The sequence below is a fragment of the Cupriavidus sp. GW823-FHT07B10 genome (genome assembly GCF_058794355.1).
This window is the reverse complement of record NZ_JBXAGS010000001.1, coordinates 17,082-36,711: the sequence shown is the minus strand read 5'-3', so window position 1 is coordinate 36,711 and position 19,630 is coordinate 17,082. Positions and strand designations below refer to the sequence as shown.

Genomic DNA, 19,630 nt, shown 5'->3' with positions numbered 1-19,630 from the left:
CGGCGCCCGCTTCAGCGCCGGACGATCCCCACCATCACGGGCGACAGGATGACAAGGCTTTCGGGCCGGCTGGCTGCGTGCATCGCGTTCGGCCTTCTGCTGGCTGCCAGTGCGCAGGCGTCGGATATAGCCTGCAAGACCACGCTGCGTCCTTCCCGCTGCGACGATCCGCTCGCCGCCAGCACGTCCTGCCTGCATTCAGTGCCACACGCCGCCGACCTGATCTGCGATCACGCGATGCTCCATCGCGAACATGAGCGCATCCACGCGGACCAGCAGCGCCGGCTACGCGCCGGCGCGATTCAAGGAAGCGACATCGCCGCCTGGCGGGAGCACCGGGACGCCTGCACGTCGGTGGCATGCCTGGACCGGGTCTTTGCCAGCTGGCGGCGGCAGCCAGGCAAGAAACCACCGCGGGCTGCCGCGCCGCAACCAACGCCGCCGGCGGCGCGGGCGCGGGAGGTGTCGAGGACCAAGCAGGCTGCGGTCAGGGTCGAGGCCTCGCGGCCAGCGGTCGCGCCAGCTTCAGCGACGCCAGCGACTCAACCAGCAGCGGAGCAGCTTCCAGCTCCACCACCGTCAGAGCCATTGGCAGAAGCGGGGATTCATGCGCCCCCTGTGGTGATCCAAAGAGCCTCCGGCCCGACGCTCCAGCAAGCTTCAATTCGTCCGACGCCGGCGCCGCAACCACGCGGCTGGGCATCGCTGGGAACGCTGGCGTGGCTGGGCATGTGCGGCGCGGGCGTCGCCTGCTGGTCCCGGCGTACGCGCGGCGAGTGGCTGCCGGGGGTCACCCGCCTGCGCGAGCGGACTCGGGATGCGCCGCCCATCGTGCTGTTGGTGAGCGGACTGCTCGCTTTGAACGGGGTACTGCTGTTGTGCGTCCTGACGGCGAGCCGGCCATTGTCGTGAGCTCATGCCGTCGCGCCGTCCCATGCAGGCGCGGCCGCAGTCTTGCACCAGCAAAGCAGCATGCTCGCCGCCAGGCGCACGCCGCTGAATGGATGCATCAGGCAATGCCGCACCTGCTCGCTGCGGCTTTCGCCGTACAGGCACCACATGCAGAAGTGCTCGCAGTTGTTGGTCAGCAGGCGGTAGCAGTCCTCGCCCAACCGTGAGCGGGCGCGGCCGACGGATTCAGCGGCACTGTACCGCGCCATGGGCGTGCTCAACACCGTGATGCCATGGCCGGCAGCAAAGGCGGCCAGGCTCAGTTCTTCCACCGGGCCGCGCTGCTGCCGGTGGCAATAGCCAGCGTAGTGCACCACCATGCCACGCCCGACGTAGATGCCGTGGTGTGCATAGCCATGACGCGGCGTGACCAGGTGTGCGCCGAGGTGCGGCTCTGCATCGGCGGCGAGGCGCGATGCCAGTACGTGCGGGCTGCGGGTGGCCTGCGCCGTTGTCTTCGTCGTTTCACCGAGGGATGCCATCACCGTCTCCATTGCAGGCCTCTGCCGGGCCATGCCCTATGACCGCATAGGGCGTGCCAGTGACGGATGAGATCGGCGCCTGGTGGTGCGGGCGTTGCGTGAAGGGGTGCGAAGAGAAGGATGCGAGACACGGCCCGATGCAGAGCGGCCGCGCATCGCAGAAACAGGACTCGGCCGGTTTGATCAAATGATCAAATTCCGAGCACCGCCACGATCAATTGGATCAAAGCATCAAGCCGCCGGCAAGGCATCGCGACGGCGGCGACAAACCTGCGCCGGGCGGCTCATTCCGGCAGCGGGTACTTCCTGGCGTTCATCTCCATCTTGGCGCGGATCGCCGCGTCCAGGTCCACTCCCAGCGCCGTCACCAGCTGCGCCAGGTAGATAGTGATATCGGCAAGCTCCTGCTCCACATGCTCGCGCTCGTCGGTGGACATGATGGCGCGCGATTCCGCGTCGGTCTGCCACTGGAAGATCTCGACCAGCTCGGACACCTCCACGCTCAGCGCCATCGCGAGGTTCTTGGGGCTGTGGTACTTGCCCCAGTTACGGGCCTTGCCGAAGTCTTGGGCGGCTTGCTGGAGGTTCTTGATGTCGATCAGGGGCATGATGGTGTGACGAAAGCGGTTCACTGCGCCCCGGCATGCGCCGGCGCAAGACGCAGATTTAATCACGACCCGGCCGCCCTCGACACCCGGGCCGCCTGAGGCTTACCCTTCGCTTGTGCATCCACCGTCTCAACGGAGGTTCCCATGCGCCCGACTCCCGGCCTGGCAATTGCCACTCTCGCCGGCACGCTCGCCTACCTGGCCATCGCGATTGCAGGCTGGGGTGGCATCGCCCCCTTCTTCGCGCACCCGGCGCGCGTGGCCCTGACCCTGGTCCTGTTCGCCCTGTCCATCGCCGCGCTCTTCTCCGGCGGCAATATCAGCAGCGGCATGCGCGAGGACCGCGGCAACCGGTGGGTGCTGGCAGTGTTTGGCGTGCTCGGGCTGCTGGCGGCGTACCTGCCGCCCTTTACCGACCGCATCGGCTTCTGGACGCTCGATGGCGACACCATGCGCTGGACCGGCGTGGCGCTGTTTGCCGGCGGCGGCGTGCTGCGGCTGTGGCCGGTGTTTGTGCTGGGGCGGCGCTTCAGCGGGCTGGTGGCGATCCAGCCGGGGCACACGCTGGTGACCACCGGCATCTATGGCGTGATCCGGCATCCGAGCTACCTCGGCTTCCTGGTCAGTTCGCTGGGATGGGTACTGGCATTCCGCTCCGGCGTGGGCGTGGTGCTGACGCTGCTGATGGTGCCGGTGCTGGTGGCGCGCATCCGGGCGGAAGAAGCGCTGCTGCGCGACCAGTTTGGCGACGAGTACGCGTCGTACTGCGACCGGACCTGGCGCATGCTGCCGGGCATCTACTGAGCACGGGGCAGCGGCGCCCCGCGCACTTGGCGGATCAAATCGCCAGTCACCAAGGGTTATCCCTAGTCACCCATTCCCATTTTCCGGGACTCCAGGTTTTGATTTATGGGAATCAGGTCCTATTCTTGGGCCCTATGTTGAATGCCGTCGACAACCCCACTGCCGTGAAGCCCGCGACACCCACGCCTGCCGAACCCGCCCAGCCCGCCGGCGGTGCCGATCGCGTGCTGTTCGTGCTGGCGGCACTGGCGCAACACGGCGCGCCGATCACGGTACGCGAGCTGGTTGCCAAAACCGGCCTGCCCAAGAGCACGCTCTACCGGCAACTGATGATGCTCAAGCGCTGGGGCTTCGTGCTGGAGTCCGACGGCGAATACGCGCCGGGCCCGATCAGCCTGCAACTGGCGCTCGGCTTTGACATGGCCTCGCACCTGGCGCGCGAAGCCTTGCCCGACATGCAGCTGCTGGCGCAGCAGTCCGATGAAAGCGTAGGCCTGGTCGTCGCCGTCAAGGATCACGTGGTGTGCCTGGAGATGGTGGAGAGCCGCCAGTCGCTGCGCTGCTCGTTCGAGAAGGGCCGCGGCGTACCGCTGCGCGCCGGTGCGTCGGCCAAGTCGCTGCTGGCGTTCATGCGCGACGAAGCGCGCGAGCGCCTGGTCCGGGCCCAGTGCGAGCCAGGCGAAGCCGAACGGCTGCTGGCCGAGCTGGCCGTCATTCGCGAGACCGGCTACGCCGTCAGCGAGGGCGAGGTGGATCCGGGCGTATGGGGCGTGAGCGCGCCGCTGTTCTCGCGGCGCAGCAAGGCCGATGCGCTGGGCTCGATCACGCTGATGGTGCCGGCCACGCGGCGGCAAGGGCGCGAGACCGCGCTGATCGACATGACCGTGGCAGCGGCGATGCGGATTTCCGCGCGGCTGCAGTCTTACTGAATACCAAGCAATTCGTTACCGCCGCCGTCGGCAAACCCATGCGACGGCAGATCCCTCGTTCCCGAGAATAGGAGACTTCCATGAACCTTCGTCGCAAATGCCTGATGGCCGGCCTGGCAACCCTGACCGCCCTGACCCTCGGCACCGCCGCGCACGCGCAGGACAATGCCGTGCTGCGCGTGGCCACCGACGCCACCTTCCCGCCGATGGAATTTATCGAGAACGGCAAGCGCACCGGCTTTGACGTTGAACTGGTGGAGGCGATGGCCAAGACGATGGGCAAGCGGGTCGAGTGGACCGACATCGACTTCAAGGGCCTGATCCCGGGGCTGGTCTCGCGCCGCTTCGACATGGCAGTGTCCGGCATCTACATCACCCCCGAGCGCCGCAAGGTGGTGGACTTCACCGAGCCGTACTACGTCGGCGGCCTGGTGGCGCTGGTCAAGAGCGGCAACACCACCGTCCACGCCCCGGCCGACCTGAACGGCAAGAAGGTCAGCGTGCAGGTGGGCACCAAGTCGGTCAGCTTCCTGCGTGACACGTATCCGCAGGTGCAGCGCGTGGAAGTCGAGAAGAACCAGGAAATGTTCAACCTGGTCGAGATCGGCCGCGCCGATGCCGCCGTGACCGGCAAGCCGGCCGCGATGCAGTACGTCAAGACCCGCGGCGGCCTGCGCATGGTGGAGCAGCAGCTGACCACCGAGGAATACGGCATGGCCGTGCGCAAGGACACGCCCGAGCTGACCCGCGCCCTCAATGCGGCACTCGCCAAGGTGAAGGCCGATGGCACCTACGCCAGGCTGACCCAGAAATGGTTCGGCACGGCCGCCAAGTAAGCCGCGCGGACCATCATCATGGAATTGGATTTTTCTCCTGTCTTTGCCGGCTGGCATGACATCGTCCACGGCGCCGTCATCACCGTGGAGGTGACGGCCTGCGCGCTGGTGCTGGGCTGCGTCATGGGCCTCTTGGTCGGCATCGGCCGGCTGGACCCGAAGCGCCGCGTCATCTACAGCATCTGCACCGCCTACGTGACCTTCATCCGCGGCACGCCGCTGCTGGTGCAGCTGTTCCTGCTGTTCTTCGGACTGCCGCAGTTCAACATCCTGCTGCCGGCCTTTGTGTGCGGCGTGATCGGGCTGGGCATCTATTCCGGCGCCTATGTCTCGGAAATCGTGCGCGGCGCGATCCAGTCCGTGGACAAGGGCCAGATGGAAGCAGCGCGCTCGATCGGCATGTCGTCCGGCCAGGCCATGCGCGCGGTGATCCTGCCGCAGGCCATCGTGCGCATGATTCCGCCGCTGGGCAACGAGTTCATCGCCCTCATCAAGAACTCGGCGCTGGTGTCGCTGCTGACCATTGCCGACCTGATGCATGAGGGCCAGAAGATCATCAGCGTGTCGTACCGGTCGCTGGAAGTCTATCTGGCGATCGCGCTGGTTTATCTGATCCTGACGAGCGCGGCCGGGCTGATCCTGCGGCGCGCCGAACAACGGCTGCGCATGGGAGGCATGGTGCAATGAGCGATTCCGCAATCATCCGGATCCGGAACCTGGGCAAATCGTTCGGCGGCCATACCGTCCTGCGCGGCATCGACTTCGATGTGGAGCCGTCGCAGGTCGTGGTCGTGATCGGCCCCAGCGGCTCGGGCAAGAGCACCTTTTTGCGCTGCTGCAACGGCCTGGAACAACCCGAAGCCGGCACCATCGACATCGTCGGCAAGCGCCTGGTGACCGACGGCCAGCTGATCGGCGAGCACGAGCTGAACCAGCTGCGCACCGAAGTGGGCATGGTGTTCCAGTCGTTCAACCTGTTCCCGCACCTGTCGGTGCTGCACAACGTCACGGTCGGTCCCCGCATGCTGCGCGGCGCCTCGCGCGAGGAAGCCGAGCGCAAGGCGATGGGCCTGCTTGAGAAAGTCGGCCTTGCGCACAAGGCCCACGCCATGCCCGCCAGCCTGTCGGGCGGCCAGAAGCAGCGTGTGGCCATTGCCCGCGCACTGGCCATGGAACCGCGCGTGATGCTGTTCGACGAGCCGACCTCCGCGCTGGACCCCGAGCTGGTGGGCGAAGTGCTGCAGGTGATGAAGGTGCTGGCCGCCGAAGGCATGACCATGGTCGTGGTCACCCATGAAATGGGCTTCGCCCGCGAAGTGGCCGATGTGGTGGTGGTCATGGATGGCGGCGGCATCATCGAGGCCGGGCCGCCGTCGGTCATCTTCTCGGCGCCGACGCAGGAACGCACGCGCGGCTTCCTGCAGGCCGTGCTGACGCGGGCGTGACGATGGCTCTGACCCAGAACCTCTGGCAGGGCCGTGTCGACGACGGCGAGCGTGGCGACACCACGCGCCTGTTCCGCATCGTGCATGCGCTGGAAGCGGCAGACGTGACACCGCTCGACGGCGCACCGGTGTTGCTCGGCTTCAATTGCGACGCGGGCGTGCTGCGCAACCAGGGCCGTCCCGGTGCCGCGCACGGCCCCGACGCCATCCGCCAGGCGCTGGCCAACGTGCCGGCGCACGGACTGCCCGCGCTATATGACGCCGGCAATGTCAGCTGTGACGACGGTGACCTGGAATCAGCCCAGCTGGCGCTGGCGGGCACCGTGCGCGACGTGCTGGCGCGCGCCGGGCTGCCGCTGGTACTGGGCGGCGGCCATGAAGTGGCCTGGGGCACGTGGCAAGGCCTGCGCGCGCACCTGGATGCGCAGGACGATGGCGGGCGCGTGCTCATCATCAATATCGACGCCCATTTCGACCTGCGCACCAGCCGGCCCGCAAGCTCCGGCACGCCGTTCGACCAGATCGCCAACGCCTGCGCCGAGCGCGGGCAGCCGTTCGACTATGTCTGCCTGGGCGTCAGCCGCCTCAGCAACACGCCGGCGTTGTTCAGCCGCGCCGATGCGCTGGGCGTCTGCTACGTCGAAGACGTGGACATGCAGGAGCGCCACCTGTCATCGCGTCTCGCGGAACTGACGGCGCGCATCGATGCCACGGACCACGTGTACCTGACCATCGACCTCGACGCGCTGCCCGCGGCCGTAATGCCCGGCGTGTCGGCACCCGCCGCCTATGGCGTGCCGTTGCCGGTGGTGGAGGAAGTGGCCATGCTTGCGCGCCGCAGCGGCAAGCTGCGCGTGGCCGACCTGGCCGAGTACAACCCGCAGTATGACCGCGACCACCAGGGCGCGCGCGTGGCGGCGCGGTTGGCCTGGCGCCTGTTCGGCTGACAGGCAGGTCACCCCCAGCCGCCCGGCGGTTGGCACCAGCCGCGCCCGGCTATAGTATTGCCCTTCGCTATATTTAGCGATTCCGATCAGAATTGATAAAGCGAGGCGAGGGCAGTCCTGCGCCGGCGCGGCCGTCCTGCCGCGCCCCCGGGCCGCCCATCGCCGGTTACGGGCGGAAGGGTCTGCGTGATCGAACAAATCGTCATCGTCGGCTTTGGCTGCATCGGCCAGGCCGTGCTGCCGCTGCTGGAACGAACCTGGCCGCGGGCAGCGATTACCGTGGTGGACCGCGTGCTCGACGGCACGCGCCGGCAACTGGCCGCCCGCCACGGGCTGGATGCCATCGAAGCCACCATCACGGCCGGCAACTTTGAAGCGATGCTGGGCCCGCTGCTGCGGCCTGGCACTTTCCTGCTGAACCTGGCACCGTCCGTCTGCAGCCGCGACCTGATCGCGCTGGCGCAAGCGCACGGCGCGTTCTATGTCGATGCCGGCATCGAACCGTGGGACTATGAAGCCGACCCGCAGGCCTCGCACCTGAGCAACTACGCGCTGCGCCACGAGATGCTGGCCTTCGCCCGCGGCCGTGAGACGCAGCCGACCGCGCTGGTGGCGCACGGCGCCAACCCTGGGCTGGTCTCGGTGCTGGTCAAGGCCGCGCTGATGGAACTGGCCGGCAATATCGGCTTGAATCAGCCCGAGCCCCACGACCGCGCCGGCTGGGCTGCCCTGGCGCGCGCACTGGACTTGCGCGTGATCCAGATCGCCGAGTACGACAGCCAGCAAGCCCCCGGCTATCCGCGCGACGGCGAGTTCGCCAACACCTGGTCGGCCGAAGGCTTTATCACAGAATGCCTGCAGGACGCCGAACTCGGCTGGGGCAGCCATGAGCCCGCGCTGCCGCCCGATGGCTATCGTCACGGCTACGGCAGCGGCGCGGCAATCGCGCTGGACCGGCCAGGGCATCGCACGCGCGTGCGGTCGTGGTCGCCGGTGCATGGCCCGTTCGATGCGTACCTGATCACGCACAACGAATCGATCTCGATCGCCGAATACCTGACCGACCAGTCTGCCGGCCAGCCGCTGCACCGCCCCACCGTCTACTATGCCTATCGCCCGACATCCGCCACGCAGACCTCGATGCAATGGCTCGACGAACGCGCCGCCCCGCGCGTGCGCGGCGAACGCATCCTGCGCGACGAGATCCAGTGCGGCGAGGACGAACTGGGCGTACTGCTGATGAGCGGCCGCCATGGTGCGGTCTGGTACGGATCGCGCCTCTCCACCCAACGCGCGCGTTCGCTGGCGCCGTACAACACCGCCACCAGCCTGCAGGTGGCATCGAGCCTGATCGCCGGCATGCAGTGGATGCTGGCCAACCCGGCGCGCGGCGTGGTGGAATCGGATGCGCTCGACTTTCGCCCCGTGCTGGCCGATGCCGCGCACTGGTGGGCACCGCTCAGCGTGCAGTTCTCCGACTGGCTGCCGCGGCCCGGCGCCACATCGCTCGCCTTCACCGACTTCCTGCTGGACGATGCCATGACCCAGCCCGATCCATCGCCCCTGACCATGGCCTGCTGATGCAACGCATCCCCCAGACCCCGCGCCGCAACTGGCCGCGCGAACTCGAGAAAGTCGGCTTCCACTTCCATTCGCTCGACGAATTCAACGTCCCGCGCGAAGTCGATGACAACACCTTCTTCTACTGGCGCGAAGACGCCGCCTACGCCTTCAGCAAGCAGGAGGTGGAAACGCTCTACGCCGCCGCGTACGACCTGAACCAGCGCTGCCTGGAAGCCGTGCAGCACGTGATCGACCACGACCTGTTCGCGCGCCTGGCGATCGACAAGGACTTCGCGCAGCTGATCCGCACCTCCTGGGACCGCGACGAGCCCACGCTGTTCGGCCGCTTCGACATGACGCTGGACCAGCACGGCGTGCCCAGGATGTACGAGTTCAACGCCGACACCCCGACCTCGCTGATCGAATCCGCCGTCGCACAGTGGTACTGGAAAGACACCGTGCAGCCGCAGGCCGACCAGTTCAACAGCCTGCACGACGCGCTGGTGGCGCGCTGGCAATGGCTGCGCAAGCACTACCGCAACGCCAGCATGCTGCACCTTGCGTGCATGTTCGACAGCCAGGAAGACATCTGCAACACCGAGTACCTGATGGACACCGCGCTGCAGGCCGGCTGGTCCGTCAAGCTGGTCGACCTGCAAGACATCGGCACCGACGGCCGCGGCAACTTCTATGACGCCGACAACGTGCCGATGGAAGTCGTCTTCAAGCTCTACCCGTGGGAATGGATGGCCACCTCCGACTACCGCGACCAGCTGGCACACAGCCCAGTGCGCTGGGTCGAGCCGCCGTGGAAGGCCGTGCTGTCCAACAAGGCCATCCTGCCGATCCTGTGGGAGCTCTTTCCCGGCCACCCGAACCTGCTGGAAGCCAGCTTCGACCCCAGCCATTTCGCCGGTCAGCCGCACGCCAAAAAACCCTTCCTGTCACGCGAGGGCGAGAGCGTGACCCTGGCCACCCCGGAAGGCGGCCACGTCCACAACCCCGGCGAATACGGCGCCGAAGGCTTCATCTACCAGGCCTATTCGCCGGCGCGTCGCTTTGACGGCCGCTACACCACGCTGGGCGTATGGATTGTCGACGACGTGCCCAGCGGCCTGTGCGTGCGCGAGGAATCCGGGCCCATCGCCAAGAACACCAGTTTCTTCGTTCCACACTACTTCATGAACGAGTAAGGACCGATGGCAAAGAAGAACAACAACGGCCGCAAGCCGTCAAAGTACGACAGCCCGTACCAGCCCAAGCCAAAGGGATCGCCCAGGTCCGCGTGGCAGCCGCAGCCCTATGCGGGCGAGCAGAAACGCAGCTCGCCCACGCTGTGGATCATCGGCGCCTGCGCCGTGGTGGCCGGCGTGGCGGCACTCGGCTCCTGCAGCGACGACGCCGACGACGATCCCGGCGTGACCGTGCGCCGCGCCAGCTACGCCACGCTGGAAGACTGTGAAGCCGACTGGAACACCCCCAACGACTGCGAAAGCGTGCCGGTCGACGACCCCAGCACCATCTACAGCTCCAGCCTGAACGCATCCGCCAGCGACGCCGCCACCGGCGGCTCCGGCACCAGCCACGGCAGCAGCATGTACTACGCGCGCTGGTACGGCCCGTACTACACCTCCAGCGGCACCGTCTACCATCCCAACGGCACCCAGACCCGGCGCGACATGTCCGCCGGACCGCTGCGCCCGATGAACGTCTACGACAGCACCGGCACGCGCACGCAATCCTTCACCAACGCCACCCCGCACGCCGCGATGGTGGAAGAAGCCACCGTCCGCCGCAGCTCCCTCAGCGGCGGACGCTCCATGGGCCTGTCCATGCGCGCCGCGGCCGTATCGCGCGCACCGGTGGTATCGCGCGGCGGCTTCACCAGCCGCTTCGGCAGCTCCGGACGCTCCGGCGGCGGCTGAGTGCCGCCTGCCGATCGCCATGTCGTATTCACATCCCTGACAACTGACAACGAGTCCAACCTATGGTCAATGCCATGCACCCGGCGCTTGCCTACCTGATCTATATCGTCACCAGCTTTGCCATGCTGGGGCTGTTCCTGCTGGTCTACACGCGGGTGACGCCGCATCGCGAGTTCCAGCTGATCCGCGAGGGCAATGTTGCAGCGGCGTTGTCGCTGGGCGGGGCGGTGCTGGGGTTCTCGCTGACGTTGTCGTCGAGCATTCAGCACAACGCTACGTTTGGGATGTTTTTGTTGTGGGCGTTTGGGGCGTTTGCGGTGCAGGTGTTGGCTTATCTGGTGGTGGCGAGGGCGTTGGGGGGGTGTTGGTGAGGCTATTTCCAGCGATAACCGGGGGGTTGGGGCGGTGATGGGGGTGATTTCGTTGGCGGTGGGGGTGGTTAATGCGGCTTGTTTGACTTGAGGTGATCTTGGGCCGAGGATCGCGAGGTTCCATTAGCAACCACATGACCAGACCAATGCCCGATCGCCCGCATCAGGAAGACCTGACCATCCGACCTGCCACCCAAGCCGATGCGGCTGCGATTTCGGCGGTACATGCGCTTTGCTGGCATCAAGCATATGGCGAGCTGCTTCCCAAAGATATGCTTGCGAATGTGACAGCGGAAAGCCGGCTGCCAGCCAGGTATCGCATTCTCGCGGACCCATCGGTAGCCTGTTTCGTCGCGACCAGTGAGGCTGAAGTCGTCGGCTTTTCCGATTGCGGACCATGTCGCGAAGCAGAGCAGGAATGTCGGGGAGAGGTCTACGCCCTCTACGTACTGGAGGCGTTTCATGACAAGCGTGTCGGCCTGAGGCTTCTGTCGTGCTGCGCGTCAGCCTTGTTGAGGCGAGGTTCCAGTTCGATGCGCCTGTGGTCACTCGAGGAAAATGCACGGGCGCGCAGGTTCTACGAACGTGCCGGCGGACGACTGCTAGACCGGCGCGTCTCGACCCGGGGCTCAGTGGTACTAACTGAAGTGGAATATCACTGGGACCTCATTGGCATGAAGCGGCTCGCAGCGCTCAAGTGGCATTTGTTGTGTAAATGATCTTGCGGATCGCCGGCGGAAAGGCAAAGAGCGGGATCACCTGATCCCAGACACGACGTCAGGACGCGGCGATCGGGGAGTAGTCCTTACCCATTTGTCTTGGTCGAAGGCCTCCAGCTCGGCCAGCGCAGCCTCCGCACTGGGGGCCGCATACACGGGCTTGTGCGCCGCCGCCACGGCGCGGCGCCCCTTGCCGCCGCATCCGGACTGAGGCAAGTCATACAGTCGCCGTCATCCCGTCGGCCCCCAACGTCGGCCCGGAGCGTCAACCAACGCGATCGCCGCGCTCCTCCACAGTAATCCGGTGCAACAGGCGATCATACCCATCATAGCCACCAGTCGCCGCATGATTCACACATCGGTTATCCCAAACAACAAGCATCCCCTGCGACCACCGATGGCGATACACAAACTCCGGCCTGGCCTGGTGCTCAAACAGCGCACGCAGGATCGGCGCCGCCTCCTCGTCGCTCATGCCATCGATGCCGATCGTATAGCCCACGCTGACAAACAAGGCTGTGCGCCCGGTTTCGGGATGCTTGCGCGCAATGGGGTGTAGCTGCGTTGCCATCGCACTGTCCGAATAGCGGATAGCCATCGAGCGTCCCTTGTCCTTCTCACCATATGCGCCCTGTCGCGAATAGCCGCGCCGCGCGGAATGGACGCCTTGCCTGCCGTCCACCAATGATTTGAGTTCCGCCGGCAGCGCGTCCCAGGCGGCGTACTGGTCGGCGAACAGCGTGTCACCGCCCACTGGCGGAATGACATTGCCGTATAGCACCGTAGCCGCCGGTGGCTGCGCCAGGAAGCTCCAGTCCGAGTGCCAGGACTCGGCAAAGATCGGCGTGCGCTCGTTGGCATCGCGCCGCACTTGCGCGACATGGGGATGGCCAGGGATGGCGGTGAAATACGGATCGCTGCCGAGCGGGCCGATCGTTGACGCGAAGCGTTCGATGTCCTCGATTGCCAGGTCCTGGTCGGTGAAGGCAAGGACCTTGTGCTCAAGCCAGTGCCGGCGAATCTCGGCGACTTGCGCATCGGTCAGTGCCTGCTTCAGGTCCAGGCCCCTGACCAGCGCGCCGCAGGGGGCGTCCTGCGGCAGAACTTGCATTGCCATTGCGCGTCTCCTTGATGAGCGTAAGGGAGCGAGTGGGGCGCACCAGGCGCACAGCGGCGCGCTCAGGCTGCCACGCCGACCGGGCGATCGCCGGCGATGGTTGTGCGATGCAGCTCGCGGTCGAAGCCGTCATAGTCGTTCATCGCCAGATGCTGCGTGCAGCGGTTGTCCCACATGGCCAGCGCGCCGCGGGTCCAGCGGAAGCGGCAGGTGAATTCGGGGCGGGCGGCGTGGGCGTAGAGGTATTGCAGCAGCGGCGCGCTTTCTTCTTCGGTCATGCCCTCGAAGCGCATGGTGTAGGTGCTGTTGACGTACAGCGCCTTCCTGCCCGTGGCGGGATGCACCCGCACCACCGGATGGAGGACCTCGCTGTTGGCGCGGTCATCGGTACGCACGTCCATCTTGTGGGCGGGGTCGCCGTTGTTGACCACAGCGCCCCTGGCGCCATAGGAACGCACGGGGCTATGTACCGCGAGCAACTTGTCGAGCACCAGCTTTAGCCCATCGGAAAGAGCGTCGTAAGCGTGATACATGCTGGCCCACATGGTGTCGCCACCGTAGGGCGGAATCACGCGCGCATACAAGGCAGACCCCAGCGGCGGGATTTCTGCATAGCTCATGTCCGTGTGCCAGGCACCGCCGAAGTTGCGTTTGGTCTGCTCTGCCTTGCCCTTCATCACCGGCAGGATTTCAGCGTGGCCTTCCAGCGCGCGGACGAACGGCACTTCCAGCAGATCGCCGAAGCGGGCGCTGAACGCCTTGTGCTGATCCGGCGTCAACTGCTGGTCGCGAAAGAAGATGACCTGATGGTTGTGCAGCGCCGAGCGGATCTCTGCGAACGTCTCGTCCGGCACCGGCTGGGACAGGTCTACCCCACTGATCTCCGCACCGAGGGCGCCCGCGATGGGCTGGACATCGATGAAACGGTATTGCGACATGGCTTGCGTTCTCCTTGCTTAAAAAGTGTTAGCGACTGCGAGGGTTACTGGACGGTGATGTGGGCGCTGCGCACCAGCGCGCGCCACTTCTGCGTTTCCGCATCGATAAAGACGCCGAACGCCTCCGGCCCGGCGCCGGAGATGACGCCGCCCATCTCATCGATCTTCTTGCGGACGTCGGGCATCTTCAGCACGGCTTCCAGCTCTGAATCCAGCCGGGCAACGATGGGCTTGGGCGTTGCTGCGGGCACCAGCACGCCGAACCAGCCTGCAATCTCATAGCCGCGCAGGCCGGCTTCCGCCATGGTGGGCACATCGGGCAGCAGCGGCGAACGCTGGGCCCCGGTGATCGCCAGCGCGCGCAGCTTGCCGGACTTCACCAGCTGCAGCGCCGACGGCATGTTGTCGAACATCACCGGAACATGGCCCGCCACGGTGTCGTTCAGCCCCGGCGCGCTGCCTTTGTAGGGAACGTGGGTCATGCGCACGCCGGCGGTGCTGGCAAACAGCTCGCCCGCCAGGTGCAGCGAGGTGCCGGCGCCCGGCGTTGCATAGGTCAGCGGCGTAGCCTGGCGCTTGCCGTACTGGATCAGGTCCTTCACGGATTGCACCGGCAGTGCCGTATTCACGACCAGCAGGTTGGGCACCGCCATCAGCATGGTCACCGGCGCGAGATCCTTGCCCGGCTTGTACGGCAGGTCGGGATAGAGCGAGGGATTGATCGCGATGGGGCCGATATTGCCCATCACGATGGTGTAGCCATCGGCCGGCTGCTTGGTCACGTAGTCAGTGCCGACATTGCCGCCGGCGCCTGCCTTGTTCTCCACCACCACGGGTTGCCCGAGCCGTTCCCCCAGCTTCTGGCCGACGATGCGCGCCAGCATGTCGGTGGATCCACCGGGCGGGTAAGGGACAACCCATTTGATCGGCTTGCTCGGCCAGGCATCGCTGGCCCAGGCGGCAGGCCCGGGCATGATTGCAGCCGCGCAGGCCAGCGCGGCACTGAGAATGGGGCGCTTCATGTTGTCTCCTGTGGTGGAGCAGCGAGAATGCTTGCCGCCCACGCTTTCTTGGTTTATATTGTTCACCTAGTGAACGTACATTACACGTAGTGAACGGATGAAGAGTAATAGATCAATCCTCAGGTGTCTAGCCATCCTGCAAGCGTTCCGCCAGAACGGCCGTCCGACCCTGGCCGAGCTGTCACGCGCGGTGGACTTGCCCCACCCCACGGTGCTGCGATTCCTGCTGACGCTGGAGGAAGAGGGCTACGTGGCGCGCAAGGCAAACCAGTGGCGGCTCACCACGCGCGTGTTCGAGATCGGATTTGCCGCGATGGAAAGCCTGGGCGTGACCGAGGCGGTGCAGGAGCACCTGCAGCAACTGGCTGACGTGTATTCCGGCACGGCGAACCTGGGGGAGATCAACCCGGAAGGCGTCATCATCGTCGGACGCGCAATGGCGCCGGCCGAGCGGCGCCGGCTGGTGGTCATGAACTTGCGGGTAGGCAGCGTGCTGCCGCCGGGCAGTGCCCTGGCCATGGCGCTTGCGCTGCCGGTCGGCGAATGGAGCGAGCTGGAATATCCGGAAAGCAATCAGATGTCGATTGCCGTGCCGCTGCCTGCGGTGGGGTCCAGGCAGCTGTCGCTTGGGATCTCTACGTCAATGGGCGAGGCTACGCCTGCGCGGATCAGGGAGGAGATGGTACCTGCGCTGCAGCGGGCTGCGGGGACTGTTAGTCGGATGATTGGGTTGGCGCCGGCTTGAGGGGGGCGGGAATGCAGGCATTGGAGGTGATGGCTCGCTTCAAAACGGCATCGATGTCAGCCCCTCATTGAATGCCTTGAACTTCTTCAAGCCTGCCGCGCTGATCAGCCCTTCATCCCCGCACGCCCCGCCTTCGCCGCCCGCTTCAAGGGCACCAGCGTGACCGCCGCATCCTCGGTCCTGTCCGTATTGACCAGTACCCCCGCCGAGACAATATAGGCCGCCGCGCTCTCGATATCCCCGCGCAGCGCCGCGCATGCCGCCGCGCTGTCATGCCTGCGCAGCGCTTCGATCAGATTGTCGTGATGCTTGACCGCGACGCGCTCTTCCACGCGGCGCGATCCGGAGCGGAGGTCGTGGTTAAGGATCGGGCCGATGCGCAACCACTGCGACTCAATCATCTGCAACAGGATCGGCATGCGCGCCGCCGCATACACGGCAAAGTGAAAGGCCTGGTTCGCGGCGATGACATCCGCGCCGTCGGGACTGCGCTTCGACATCTCGTCGGCAAACCGTCGGTGCAGTGCCTGTACCTGCTTCAGTTCCTCATCGGTGATGCGCTCCGCCGCGGTCGCAGTGGCGAGTCCCTCCAGTTCGATCCGGATCTTGGTGATCTCCTCGAACTGGCTGACGCTCATCCTTGGTACCCGCAGTGCACGGTTTGGCGTGAGCTCAAGTGCCTGCTCGGCAACCAGGCGATGCACCGCTTCCCGCACCGGCATGACGCTGACGTTCAACGCGGCAGCAATGTTGCGCAGGGAAATCTGCTCGCCCGGCATCATCTGGCCGCTGATCAGCAGGTCTCGCAGCTGCGTGTAGACGTCGCGGCTGAGCGTCTGGCGGACAAGGGGCGTGACAAGGTCATTCAGGGTCATGCCGCGAAGCATAGCACATAGGGTTATTCTCTATATTTGATCTGTGATCACAGTTTTAATCTTCGTCCGGAAGGCAGGCAGCCGCCTGTCCCCAAGAGGATTGGAATCATGTGGAAGGATGAATCGCTCGCCGGCAAACGCGTACTGGTGACTGCTGGCGCGGACGGAATCGGCCTGGAGATCACACGGGCGTTTGTGGAGGCGGGCGCCCGCGTTGCGGTTTGCGACGTGGCTGGCGGCAGCCTTGAACGTGTCTGCGCCGAGTTGCCCGGCGTGGTGGCAGTCAGGGCCGACGTGTCGAAGGAAAGCGACGTCGAGGCGCTGTTCCAGGCAGTGGATGGCGCCTTTGGCGGCCTGGATGTGCTGGTCAACAATGCCGGGGTTGCCGGCCCGACCGGCGGTGTCGAAACCCTGTCGCTGGCCGACTGGGAGCGCACGCTTGCCGTCAACATCACCGGCCAGTTCCTGTGCGCCCGCGCCGCGGTGCCGCGCCTGCGGCAGGGGCGCTCGCCGTCGATCGTCAACCTGTCCTCCGCTGCCGGGCATCTCGGCATGCCGGGCCGTTCCGCCTACTCCGCATCGAAATGGGCCGTGGTGGGCTTTACCAAATCGCTGGCGCTTGAACTGGGCGCGGATGGCATCCGCGTCAACACGGTGCTGCCCGGCGCGGTCGACGGCCCGCGTATCCGCGCCGTCATTGCCGCGAAGGCCGAGTCGCTCGGCAAGCCGCTTGAGGAAGTCACGCGCAACTACACGTCTCAGGCGGCACTGTGCCGCATGGTGACGATGCGCGACATCGCCAACATGGTGCGCTTTCTCTGCAGCGACCAGGCGGCCAATGTGCACGGCCAGGAAATGGTCGTGGACGGCCTGACCCAGGCGCTCAGCTAGCGCGACCAGCGCATTCCGGGGGCCGCCGGATATCCGCGGCCCGCTATCCGCCAAAACGCGACAACACCCGACCAAGGAATCACCATGGCCAAGCGAGCCAAAGCCATCATCACCTGCGCCCCGACCGGCGCCATCCACACGCCCAGCATGTCGCCCCACCTGCCAGTGAGCGCCGACGAGATCGCAACCGCCGCCATCGACGCGGCGCGCGCAGGGGCCGCCATCCTGCACCTGCACGCCCGCGATCCGAAGGACGGACGCCCGTCGCAGGACCCGGAGCTGTTCCGGCCGTTCCTCGCCAGGATCAGCGCCGAGACCGACGCCGTGATCAATATCACCACCGGCGGCAGCCCGCACATGACGGTGGAGGAGCGCATGCTGCCGGCCACGACCTTCAAGCCGGAACTGGCCTCGCTGAACATGGGCTCGATGAACTTCGGCCTGTTCCCGATGCTCGACCGCTTCAAGGAATTCCAGCACGACTGGGAGCGCGAACACCTGGAGAACAGCCGCAACCTGATCTTCAAGAACACCTACCAGGACATCGAGAACATCCTGCGCATCGGCAATGCCAACGGCACGCGATTCGAATTCGAGTGCTATGACATCAGCCATCTGTACAACCTGCGGCACTTCCTTGATCGTGGCCTGGTCAGTGGCCCGGTGTTCATCCAATCCGTCTTCGGCATCCTGGGCGGCATCGGCCCCGATCCCGAGGACCTGATGCACATGCACCGCACCGCCCGGCGCCTGTTCGGCGATCAGTTCCGCTGGTCGATCCTGGGCGCCGGCCGAGGCCAGCTTCCGCTGGCAACCATCGGCGCGGCAATGGGCGCCAACGTCCGCGTTGGCCTGGAGGACTCACTCTGGATCGGTCCGGGCCAGCTGGCGGCATCGAGCGCCGAGCAGGTCACGCGCATCCGGACCGTGCTTGAAGCCCTGAACATCGACGTGGCCACGCCGGACGAAGCCCGCGACATCCTGGACCTCAAGGGCGCGGCAGGCACCGCGTTCTGAATAGGCGAGGCCGCCACGGCCCGGCCCCGCCCAACCATCGAACACTGAAGACTTCAACCAGGCAGGACGGCTGACACGCGGCCCCAGGGCGTGGCGCCATATCCGCCGATGGAGACTACGCACATGCAGACCGTACCCGCCTCAGGCGCGCCGCCGCTGGCCGCGCCGACAGACCGCCCGCTGACCGCACTACTGTTCCGCAAGCTCATGCCCTTGCTGGTGCTGTCCTATGTGATCAGCTTTCTCGATCGCACCAACATTGCACTCGCCAAGACCCACATCGCTGTCGACCTGAGCATCTCCGCCGCGGCCTACGGCCTGGGCGCGGGTCTGTTCTTCCTCAGCTATGCCTTGCTGGAAATCCCGAGCAACCTGATCATGCATCGGGTCGGGGCGCGCTTCTGGATCACGCGCATCATGGTGACGTGGGGCCTGCTGTCCGCGGCGATGGCCTTTGTCCAGGGCGAGACCTCCTTCTACATCATGCGCGTGCTGCTCGGCGCGGCCGAGGCAGGGCTGTTTCCCGGTGTGATGCTCTATCTCACGTACTGGTTCGGCCGCGAGGATCGCGCGCGGGCGGTGGGCTACTTCCTGCTCGGCGTCTGCATCGCCAACATCGTCAGCGGCCCGCTGGGCGGCGCGCTGCTGGGCATGGATGGCATGTGGGGCTTCAAGGGCTGGCAATGGATGTTCGTGCTGGAAGGCCTGCCTGCGGTGTTCCTTGCCGCGGTGGTATGGAAGAAGCTGCCCGACGGCCCCGACAGCGCGCCATGGCTGACGCCAGCCCAGGCGCAGGAAGTCCGCAGCCGACTGGCCGCGGAAGCCGCCGACGCCAGCGCCGGCAAAGGTGGCCACTCGTTCCTGGGCGCCATGCGTGATCCGCAGGTCTGGCTGGCGATCTTCATCTACTTCTGCCACCAGATCTCGATCTACACGGTGATCTTCTTCCTGCCGGGCATCATCGGCACGTACGGCAAGCTCACGCCCGTGGAAATCGGGCTGCTCAATTCCCTGCCCTGGATAGCCGCCGCCATCGGGGCCGCATGGCTGCCCCGACATGCCAACACCCCACGGCGCGGCCGCCGCCTGCTCTGCCTGGGGCTGGTCGTGATGGCAGGCGGCCTGCTGATTGCCGCCTTCGCAGGCCCGGTGATGGCGCTCGTCGGCTTCTCGCTGACCGCGCTGATGTTTTTCGTGGTGCAGTCGATCGTCTTCCTGTTCCCGTCGTCTCGCCTGAAGGGCGTGGCGCTGGCGGGCGGACTGGCCCTGATCAATACCTGCGGGCTGGTGGGCGGATTCATTGGACCGTCGGTGATGGGCATCATCGAACAGGCGACCGGCAGTACGCGTAACGGACTGGTGATCATGGCGGGCCTGTTGCTTGTCGCCTGCGCCGTGGCACCGTTTCTGCGGCAGGGGCAGGAACGCTGAAGGGCTGGAAGGCA

The 19,630-nt window shown here is 66.0% G+C and carries 21 protein-coding genes and 2 pseudogenes; 16 read left to right on the top strand and 7 right to left on the bottom strand.

Annotated features, from left to right (window positions below):
• The first annotated feature begins 48 nt into the window (after positions 1–48).
• The gene (locus AC1Q6V_RS00195; protein ID WP_454751144.1) at positions 49–912 is read left to right on the top strand and encodes a hypothetical protein; all 864 of its coding nucleotides are present in this window, start codon (positions 49–51) and stop codon (positions 910–912) included.
• A gap of 2 nt (positions 913–914) precedes the next feature.
• Here AC1Q6V_RS00195 and AC1Q6V_RS00190 read toward each other — a convergent pair whose 3' ends face one another.
• Both AC1Q6V_RS00190 and AC1Q6V_RS00185 read right to left on the bottom strand, forming a co-directional pair.
• A complete protein-coding gene (locus tag AC1Q6V_RS00190) occupies positions 915–1,433 on the bottom strand; it encodes a lecithin retinol acyltransferase family protein (protein ID WP_454751145.1) in 519 nt (172 codons plus the stop codon).
• Positions 1,434–1,717: 284 nt separating this feature from the next.
• Positions 1,718–2,041 carry a nucleotide pyrophosphohydrolase gene (locus AC1Q6V_RS00185; RefSeq protein ID WP_010811417.1) on the bottom strand — a complete coding sequence of 108 codons (324 nt, stop codon included), beginning with the start codon at positions 2,039–2,041 and terminating at the stop codon, positions 1,718–1,720.
• 144 nt (positions 2,042–2,185) lie between these two features.
• On the opposite strand from AC1Q6V_RS00185, the gene AC1Q6V_RS00180 reads away from it, so the two are divergent.
• From AC1Q6V_RS00180 to AC1Q6V_RS00130, 11 genes and pseudogenes are all read left to right on the top strand, one after another.
• On the top strand, positions 2,186–2,845 hold the full coding sequence (locus AC1Q6V_RS00180) for a methyltransferase family protein (RefSeq protein WP_010811416.1): 660 nt from the start codon (positions 2,186–2,188) through the stop codon (positions 2,843–2,845).
• Between the two features lie 134 nt (positions 2,846–2,979).
• Entirely contained in the window at positions 2,980–3,774 is a 795-nt protein-coding gene (locus AC1Q6V_RS00175; protein ID WP_454751146.1) for an IclR family transcriptional regulator, read from the top strand.
• Positions 3,775–3,854: 80 nt separating this feature from the next.
• Positions 3,855–4,610 carry a glutamine ABC transporter substrate-binding protein gene (locus AC1Q6V_RS00170; RefSeq protein ID WP_439671136.1) on the top strand — a complete coding sequence of 252 codons (756 nt, stop codon included), beginning with the start codon at positions 3,855–3,857 and terminating at the stop codon, positions 4,608–4,610.
• 18 nt (positions 4,611–4,628) lie between these two features.
• Positions 4,629–5,297, top strand: coding sequence for an amino acid ABC transporter permease (locus tag AC1Q6V_RS00165; RefSeq protein WP_010811413.1), 669 nt, complete (start codon positions 4,629–4,631; stop codon positions 5,295–5,297).
• Positions 5,294–6,055 (top strand): amino acid ABC transporter ATP-binding protein, encoded by a 762-nt coding sequence (locus AC1Q6V_RS00160; protein WP_013955141.1) that lies wholly within the window; start codon positions 5,294–5,296, stop codon positions 6,053–6,055. The genes AC1Q6V_RS00165 and AC1Q6V_RS00160 overlap by 4 nt, the downstream gene beginning before the upstream one ends.
• A gap of 2 nt (positions 6,056–6,057) precedes the next feature.
• Positions 6,058–7,002: a formimidoylglutamase gene (gene hutG / locus AC1Q6V_RS00155; RefSeq protein ID WP_454751147.1), complete on the top strand. Its 945-nt coding sequence runs from the start codon at positions 6,058–6,060 to the stop codon at positions 7,000–7,002.
• A 186-nt stretch (positions 7,003–7,188) separates the two neighbouring features.
• Positions 7,189–8,583: a saccharopine dehydrogenase NADP-binding domain-containing protein gene (locus tag AC1Q6V_RS00150; RefSeq protein WP_454751148.1), complete on the top strand. Its 1,395-nt coding sequence runs from the start codon at positions 7,189–7,191 to the stop codon at positions 8,581–8,583.
• Entirely contained in the window at positions 8,583–9,758 is a 1,176-nt protein-coding gene (locus AC1Q6V_RS00145; RefSeq protein ID WP_058697454.1) for a glutathionylspermidine synthase family protein, read from the top strand. Before AC1Q6V_RS00150 ends, AC1Q6V_RS00145 begins: the two co-directional genes overlap by 1 nt.
• 6 nt (positions 9,759–9,764) lie before the next feature.
• A complete protein-coding gene (locus AC1Q6V_RS00140; RefSeq protein ID WP_454751149.1) occupies positions 9,765–10,490 on the top strand; it encodes a hypothetical protein in 726 nt (241 codons plus the stop codon).
• A 62-nt stretch (positions 10,491–10,552) separates the two neighbouring features.
• Positions 10,553–10,952: pseudogene (locus AC1Q6V_RS00135) on the top strand (DUF350 domain-containing protein).
• Positions 10,953–10,995: 43 nt separating this feature from the next.
• The gene (locus tag AC1Q6V_RS00130) at positions 10,996–11,580 is read left to right on the top strand and encodes a GNAT family N-acetyltransferase (RefSeq protein ID WP_011614310.1); all 585 of its coding nucleotides are present in this window, start codon (positions 10,996–10,998) and stop codon (positions 11,578–11,580) included.
• Here AC1Q6V_RS00130 and AC1Q6V_RS00125 read toward each other — a convergent pair.
• The 4 genes and pseudogenes from AC1Q6V_RS00125 to AC1Q6V_RS00110 all read right to left on the bottom strand — a co-directional run.
• Positions 11,561–11,772 (bottom strand): annotated as a pseudogene (locus AC1Q6V_RS00125) (transposase); the annotation flags it as partial. The gene AC1Q6V_RS00130 and the pseudogene AC1Q6V_RS00125 overlap by 20 nt on opposite strands.
• A gap of 73 nt (positions 11,773–11,845) precedes the next feature.
• A complete protein-coding gene (locus AC1Q6V_RS00120) occupies positions 11,846–12,697 on the bottom strand; it encodes a TauD/TfdA dioxygenase family protein (RefSeq protein ID WP_454751150.1) in 852 nt (283 codons plus the stop codon).
• 62 nt (positions 12,698–12,759) lie between these two features.
• Entirely contained in the window at positions 12,760–13,635 is an 876-nt protein-coding gene (locus AC1Q6V_RS00115) for a TauD/TfdA dioxygenase family protein (protein WP_454751151.1), read from the bottom strand.
• A gap of 44 nt (positions 13,636–13,679) precedes the next feature.
• Positions 13,680–14,657, bottom strand: coding sequence for a Bug family tripartite tricarboxylate transporter substrate binding protein (locus AC1Q6V_RS00110; RefSeq protein ID WP_011614308.1), 978 nt, complete (start codon positions 14,655–14,657; stop codon positions 13,680–13,682).
• A gap of 97 nt (positions 14,658–14,754) precedes the next feature.
• Between AC1Q6V_RS00110 and AC1Q6V_RS00105 the strand changes: the two genes are divergently transcribed.
• Positions 14,755–15,402: an IclR family transcriptional regulator gene (locus AC1Q6V_RS00105; RefSeq protein WP_454751152.1), complete on the top strand. Its 648-nt coding sequence runs from the start codon at positions 14,755–14,757 to the stop codon at positions 15,400–15,402.
• Positions 15,403–15,506: 104 nt separating this feature from the next.
• Here AC1Q6V_RS00105 and AC1Q6V_RS00100 read toward each other — a convergent pair whose 3' ends face one another.
• A complete protein-coding gene (locus AC1Q6V_RS00100; RefSeq protein WP_454751153.1) occupies positions 15,507–16,289 on the bottom strand; it encodes a GntR family transcriptional regulator in 783 nt (260 codons plus the stop codon).
• Between the two features lie 96 nt (positions 16,290–16,385).
• Between AC1Q6V_RS00100 and AC1Q6V_RS00095 the strand changes: the two genes are divergently transcribed.
• The 3 genes from AC1Q6V_RS00095 (at position 16,386) to AC1Q6V_RS00085 (ending at position 19,616) form a co-directional block, all read left to right on the top strand.
• Positions 16,386–17,168: an SDR family oxidoreductase gene (locus AC1Q6V_RS00095; RefSeq protein ID WP_011614306.1), complete on the top strand. Its 783-nt coding sequence runs from the start codon at positions 16,386–16,388 to the stop codon at positions 17,166–17,168.
• A gap of 84 nt (positions 17,169–17,252) precedes the next feature.
• Positions 17,253–18,185: a 3,5-dioxohexanoate:acetyl-CoA acetone transferase gene (gene kce / locus AC1Q6V_RS00090; protein ID WP_058697451.1), complete on the top strand. Its 933-nt coding sequence runs from the start codon at positions 17,253–17,255 to the stop codon at positions 18,183–18,185.
• Between the two features lie 123 nt (positions 18,186–18,308).
• Entirely contained in the window at positions 18,309–19,616 is a 1,308-nt protein-coding gene (locus AC1Q6V_RS00085) for an MFS transporter (protein WP_454751154.1), read from the top strand.
• Positions 19,617–19,630: the final 14 nt, after the last annotated feature.

Bases quoted from the DNA above. Each gene is read 5' to 3' on its own strand.
- AC1Q6V_RS00130 (WP_011614310.1), top strand. From the start codon at position 10,996: ATGACCAGACCAATGCCCGATCGCCCGCATCAGGAAGACCTGACCATC.
- AC1Q6V_RS00085 (WP_454751154.1), top strand. From the start codon at position 18,309: ATGCAGACCGTACCCGCCTCAGGCGCGCCGCCGCTGGCCGCGCCGACA.
- AC1Q6V_RS00095 (WP_011614306.1), top strand. From the start codon at position 16,386: ATGTGGAAGGATGAATCGCTCGCCGGCAAACGCGTACTGGTGACTGCT.
- AC1Q6V_RS00110 (WP_011614308.1), bottom strand. From the start codon at position 14,657: ATGAAGCGCCCCATTCTCAGTGCCGCGCTGGCCTGCGCGGCTGCAATC.
- AC1Q6V_RS00185 (WP_010811417.1), bottom strand. From the start codon at position 2,041: ATGCCCCTGATCGACATCAAGAACCTCCAGCAAGCCGCCCAAGACTTC.
- AC1Q6V_RS00190 (WP_454751145.1), bottom strand. From the start codon at position 1,433: ATGGCATCCCTCGGTGAAACGACGAAGACAACGGCGCAGGCCACCCGC.
- hutG (WP_454751147.1), top strand. From the start codon at position 6,058: ATGGCTCTGACCCAGAACCTCTGGCAGGGCCGTGTCGACGACGGCGAG.
- AC1Q6V_RS00165 (WP_010811413.1), top strand. From the start codon at position 4,629: ATGGAATTGGATTTTTCTCCTGTCTTTGCCGGCTGGCATGACATCGTC.
- AC1Q6V_RS00115 (WP_454751151.1), bottom strand. From the start codon at position 13,635: ATGTCGCAATACCGTTTCATCGATGTCCAGCCCATCGCGGGCGCCCTC.
- kce (WP_058697451.1), top strand. From the start codon at position 17,253: ATGGCCAAGCGAGCCAAAGCCATCATCACCTGCGCCCCGACCGGCGCC.
- AC1Q6V_RS00100 (WP_454751153.1), bottom strand. From the start codon at position 16,289: ATGCTTCGCGGCATGACCCTGAATGACCTTGTCACGCCCCTTGTCCGC.
- AC1Q6V_RS00180 (WP_010811416.1), top strand. From the start codon at position 2,186: ATGCGCCCGACTCCCGGCCTGGCAATTGCCACTCTCGCCGGCACGCTC.
- AC1Q6V_RS00140 (WP_454751149.1), top strand. From the start codon at position 9,765: ATGGCAAAGAAGAACAACAACGGCCGCAAGCCGTCAAAGTACGACAGC.
- AC1Q6V_RS00175 (WP_454751146.1), top strand. From the start codon at position 2,980: ATGTTGAATGCCGTCGACAACCCCACTGCCGTGAAGCCCGCGACACCC.
- AC1Q6V_RS00195 (WP_454751144.1), top strand. From the start codon at position 49: ATGACAAGGCTTTCGGGCCGGCTGGCTGCGTGCATCGCGTTCGGCCTT.
- AC1Q6V_RS00170 (WP_439671136.1), top strand. From the start codon at position 3,855: ATGAACCTTCGTCGCAAATGCCTGATGGCCGGCCTGGCAACCCTGACC.
- AC1Q6V_RS00160 (WP_013955141.1), top strand. From the start codon at position 5,294: ATGAGCGATTCCGCAATCATCCGGATCCGGAACCTGGGCAAATCGTTC.
- AC1Q6V_RS00105 (WP_454751152.1), top strand. From the start codon at position 14,755: ATGAAGAGTAATAGATCAATCCTCAGGTGTCTAGCCATCCTGCAAGCG.
- AC1Q6V_RS00120 (WP_454751150.1), bottom strand. From the start codon at position 12,697: ATGGCAATGCAAGTTCTGCCGCAGGACGCCCCCTGCGGCGCGCTGGTC.
- AC1Q6V_RS00145 (WP_058697454.1), top strand. From the start codon at position 8,583: ATGCAACGCATCCCCCAGACCCCGCGCCGCAACTGGCCGCGCGAACTC.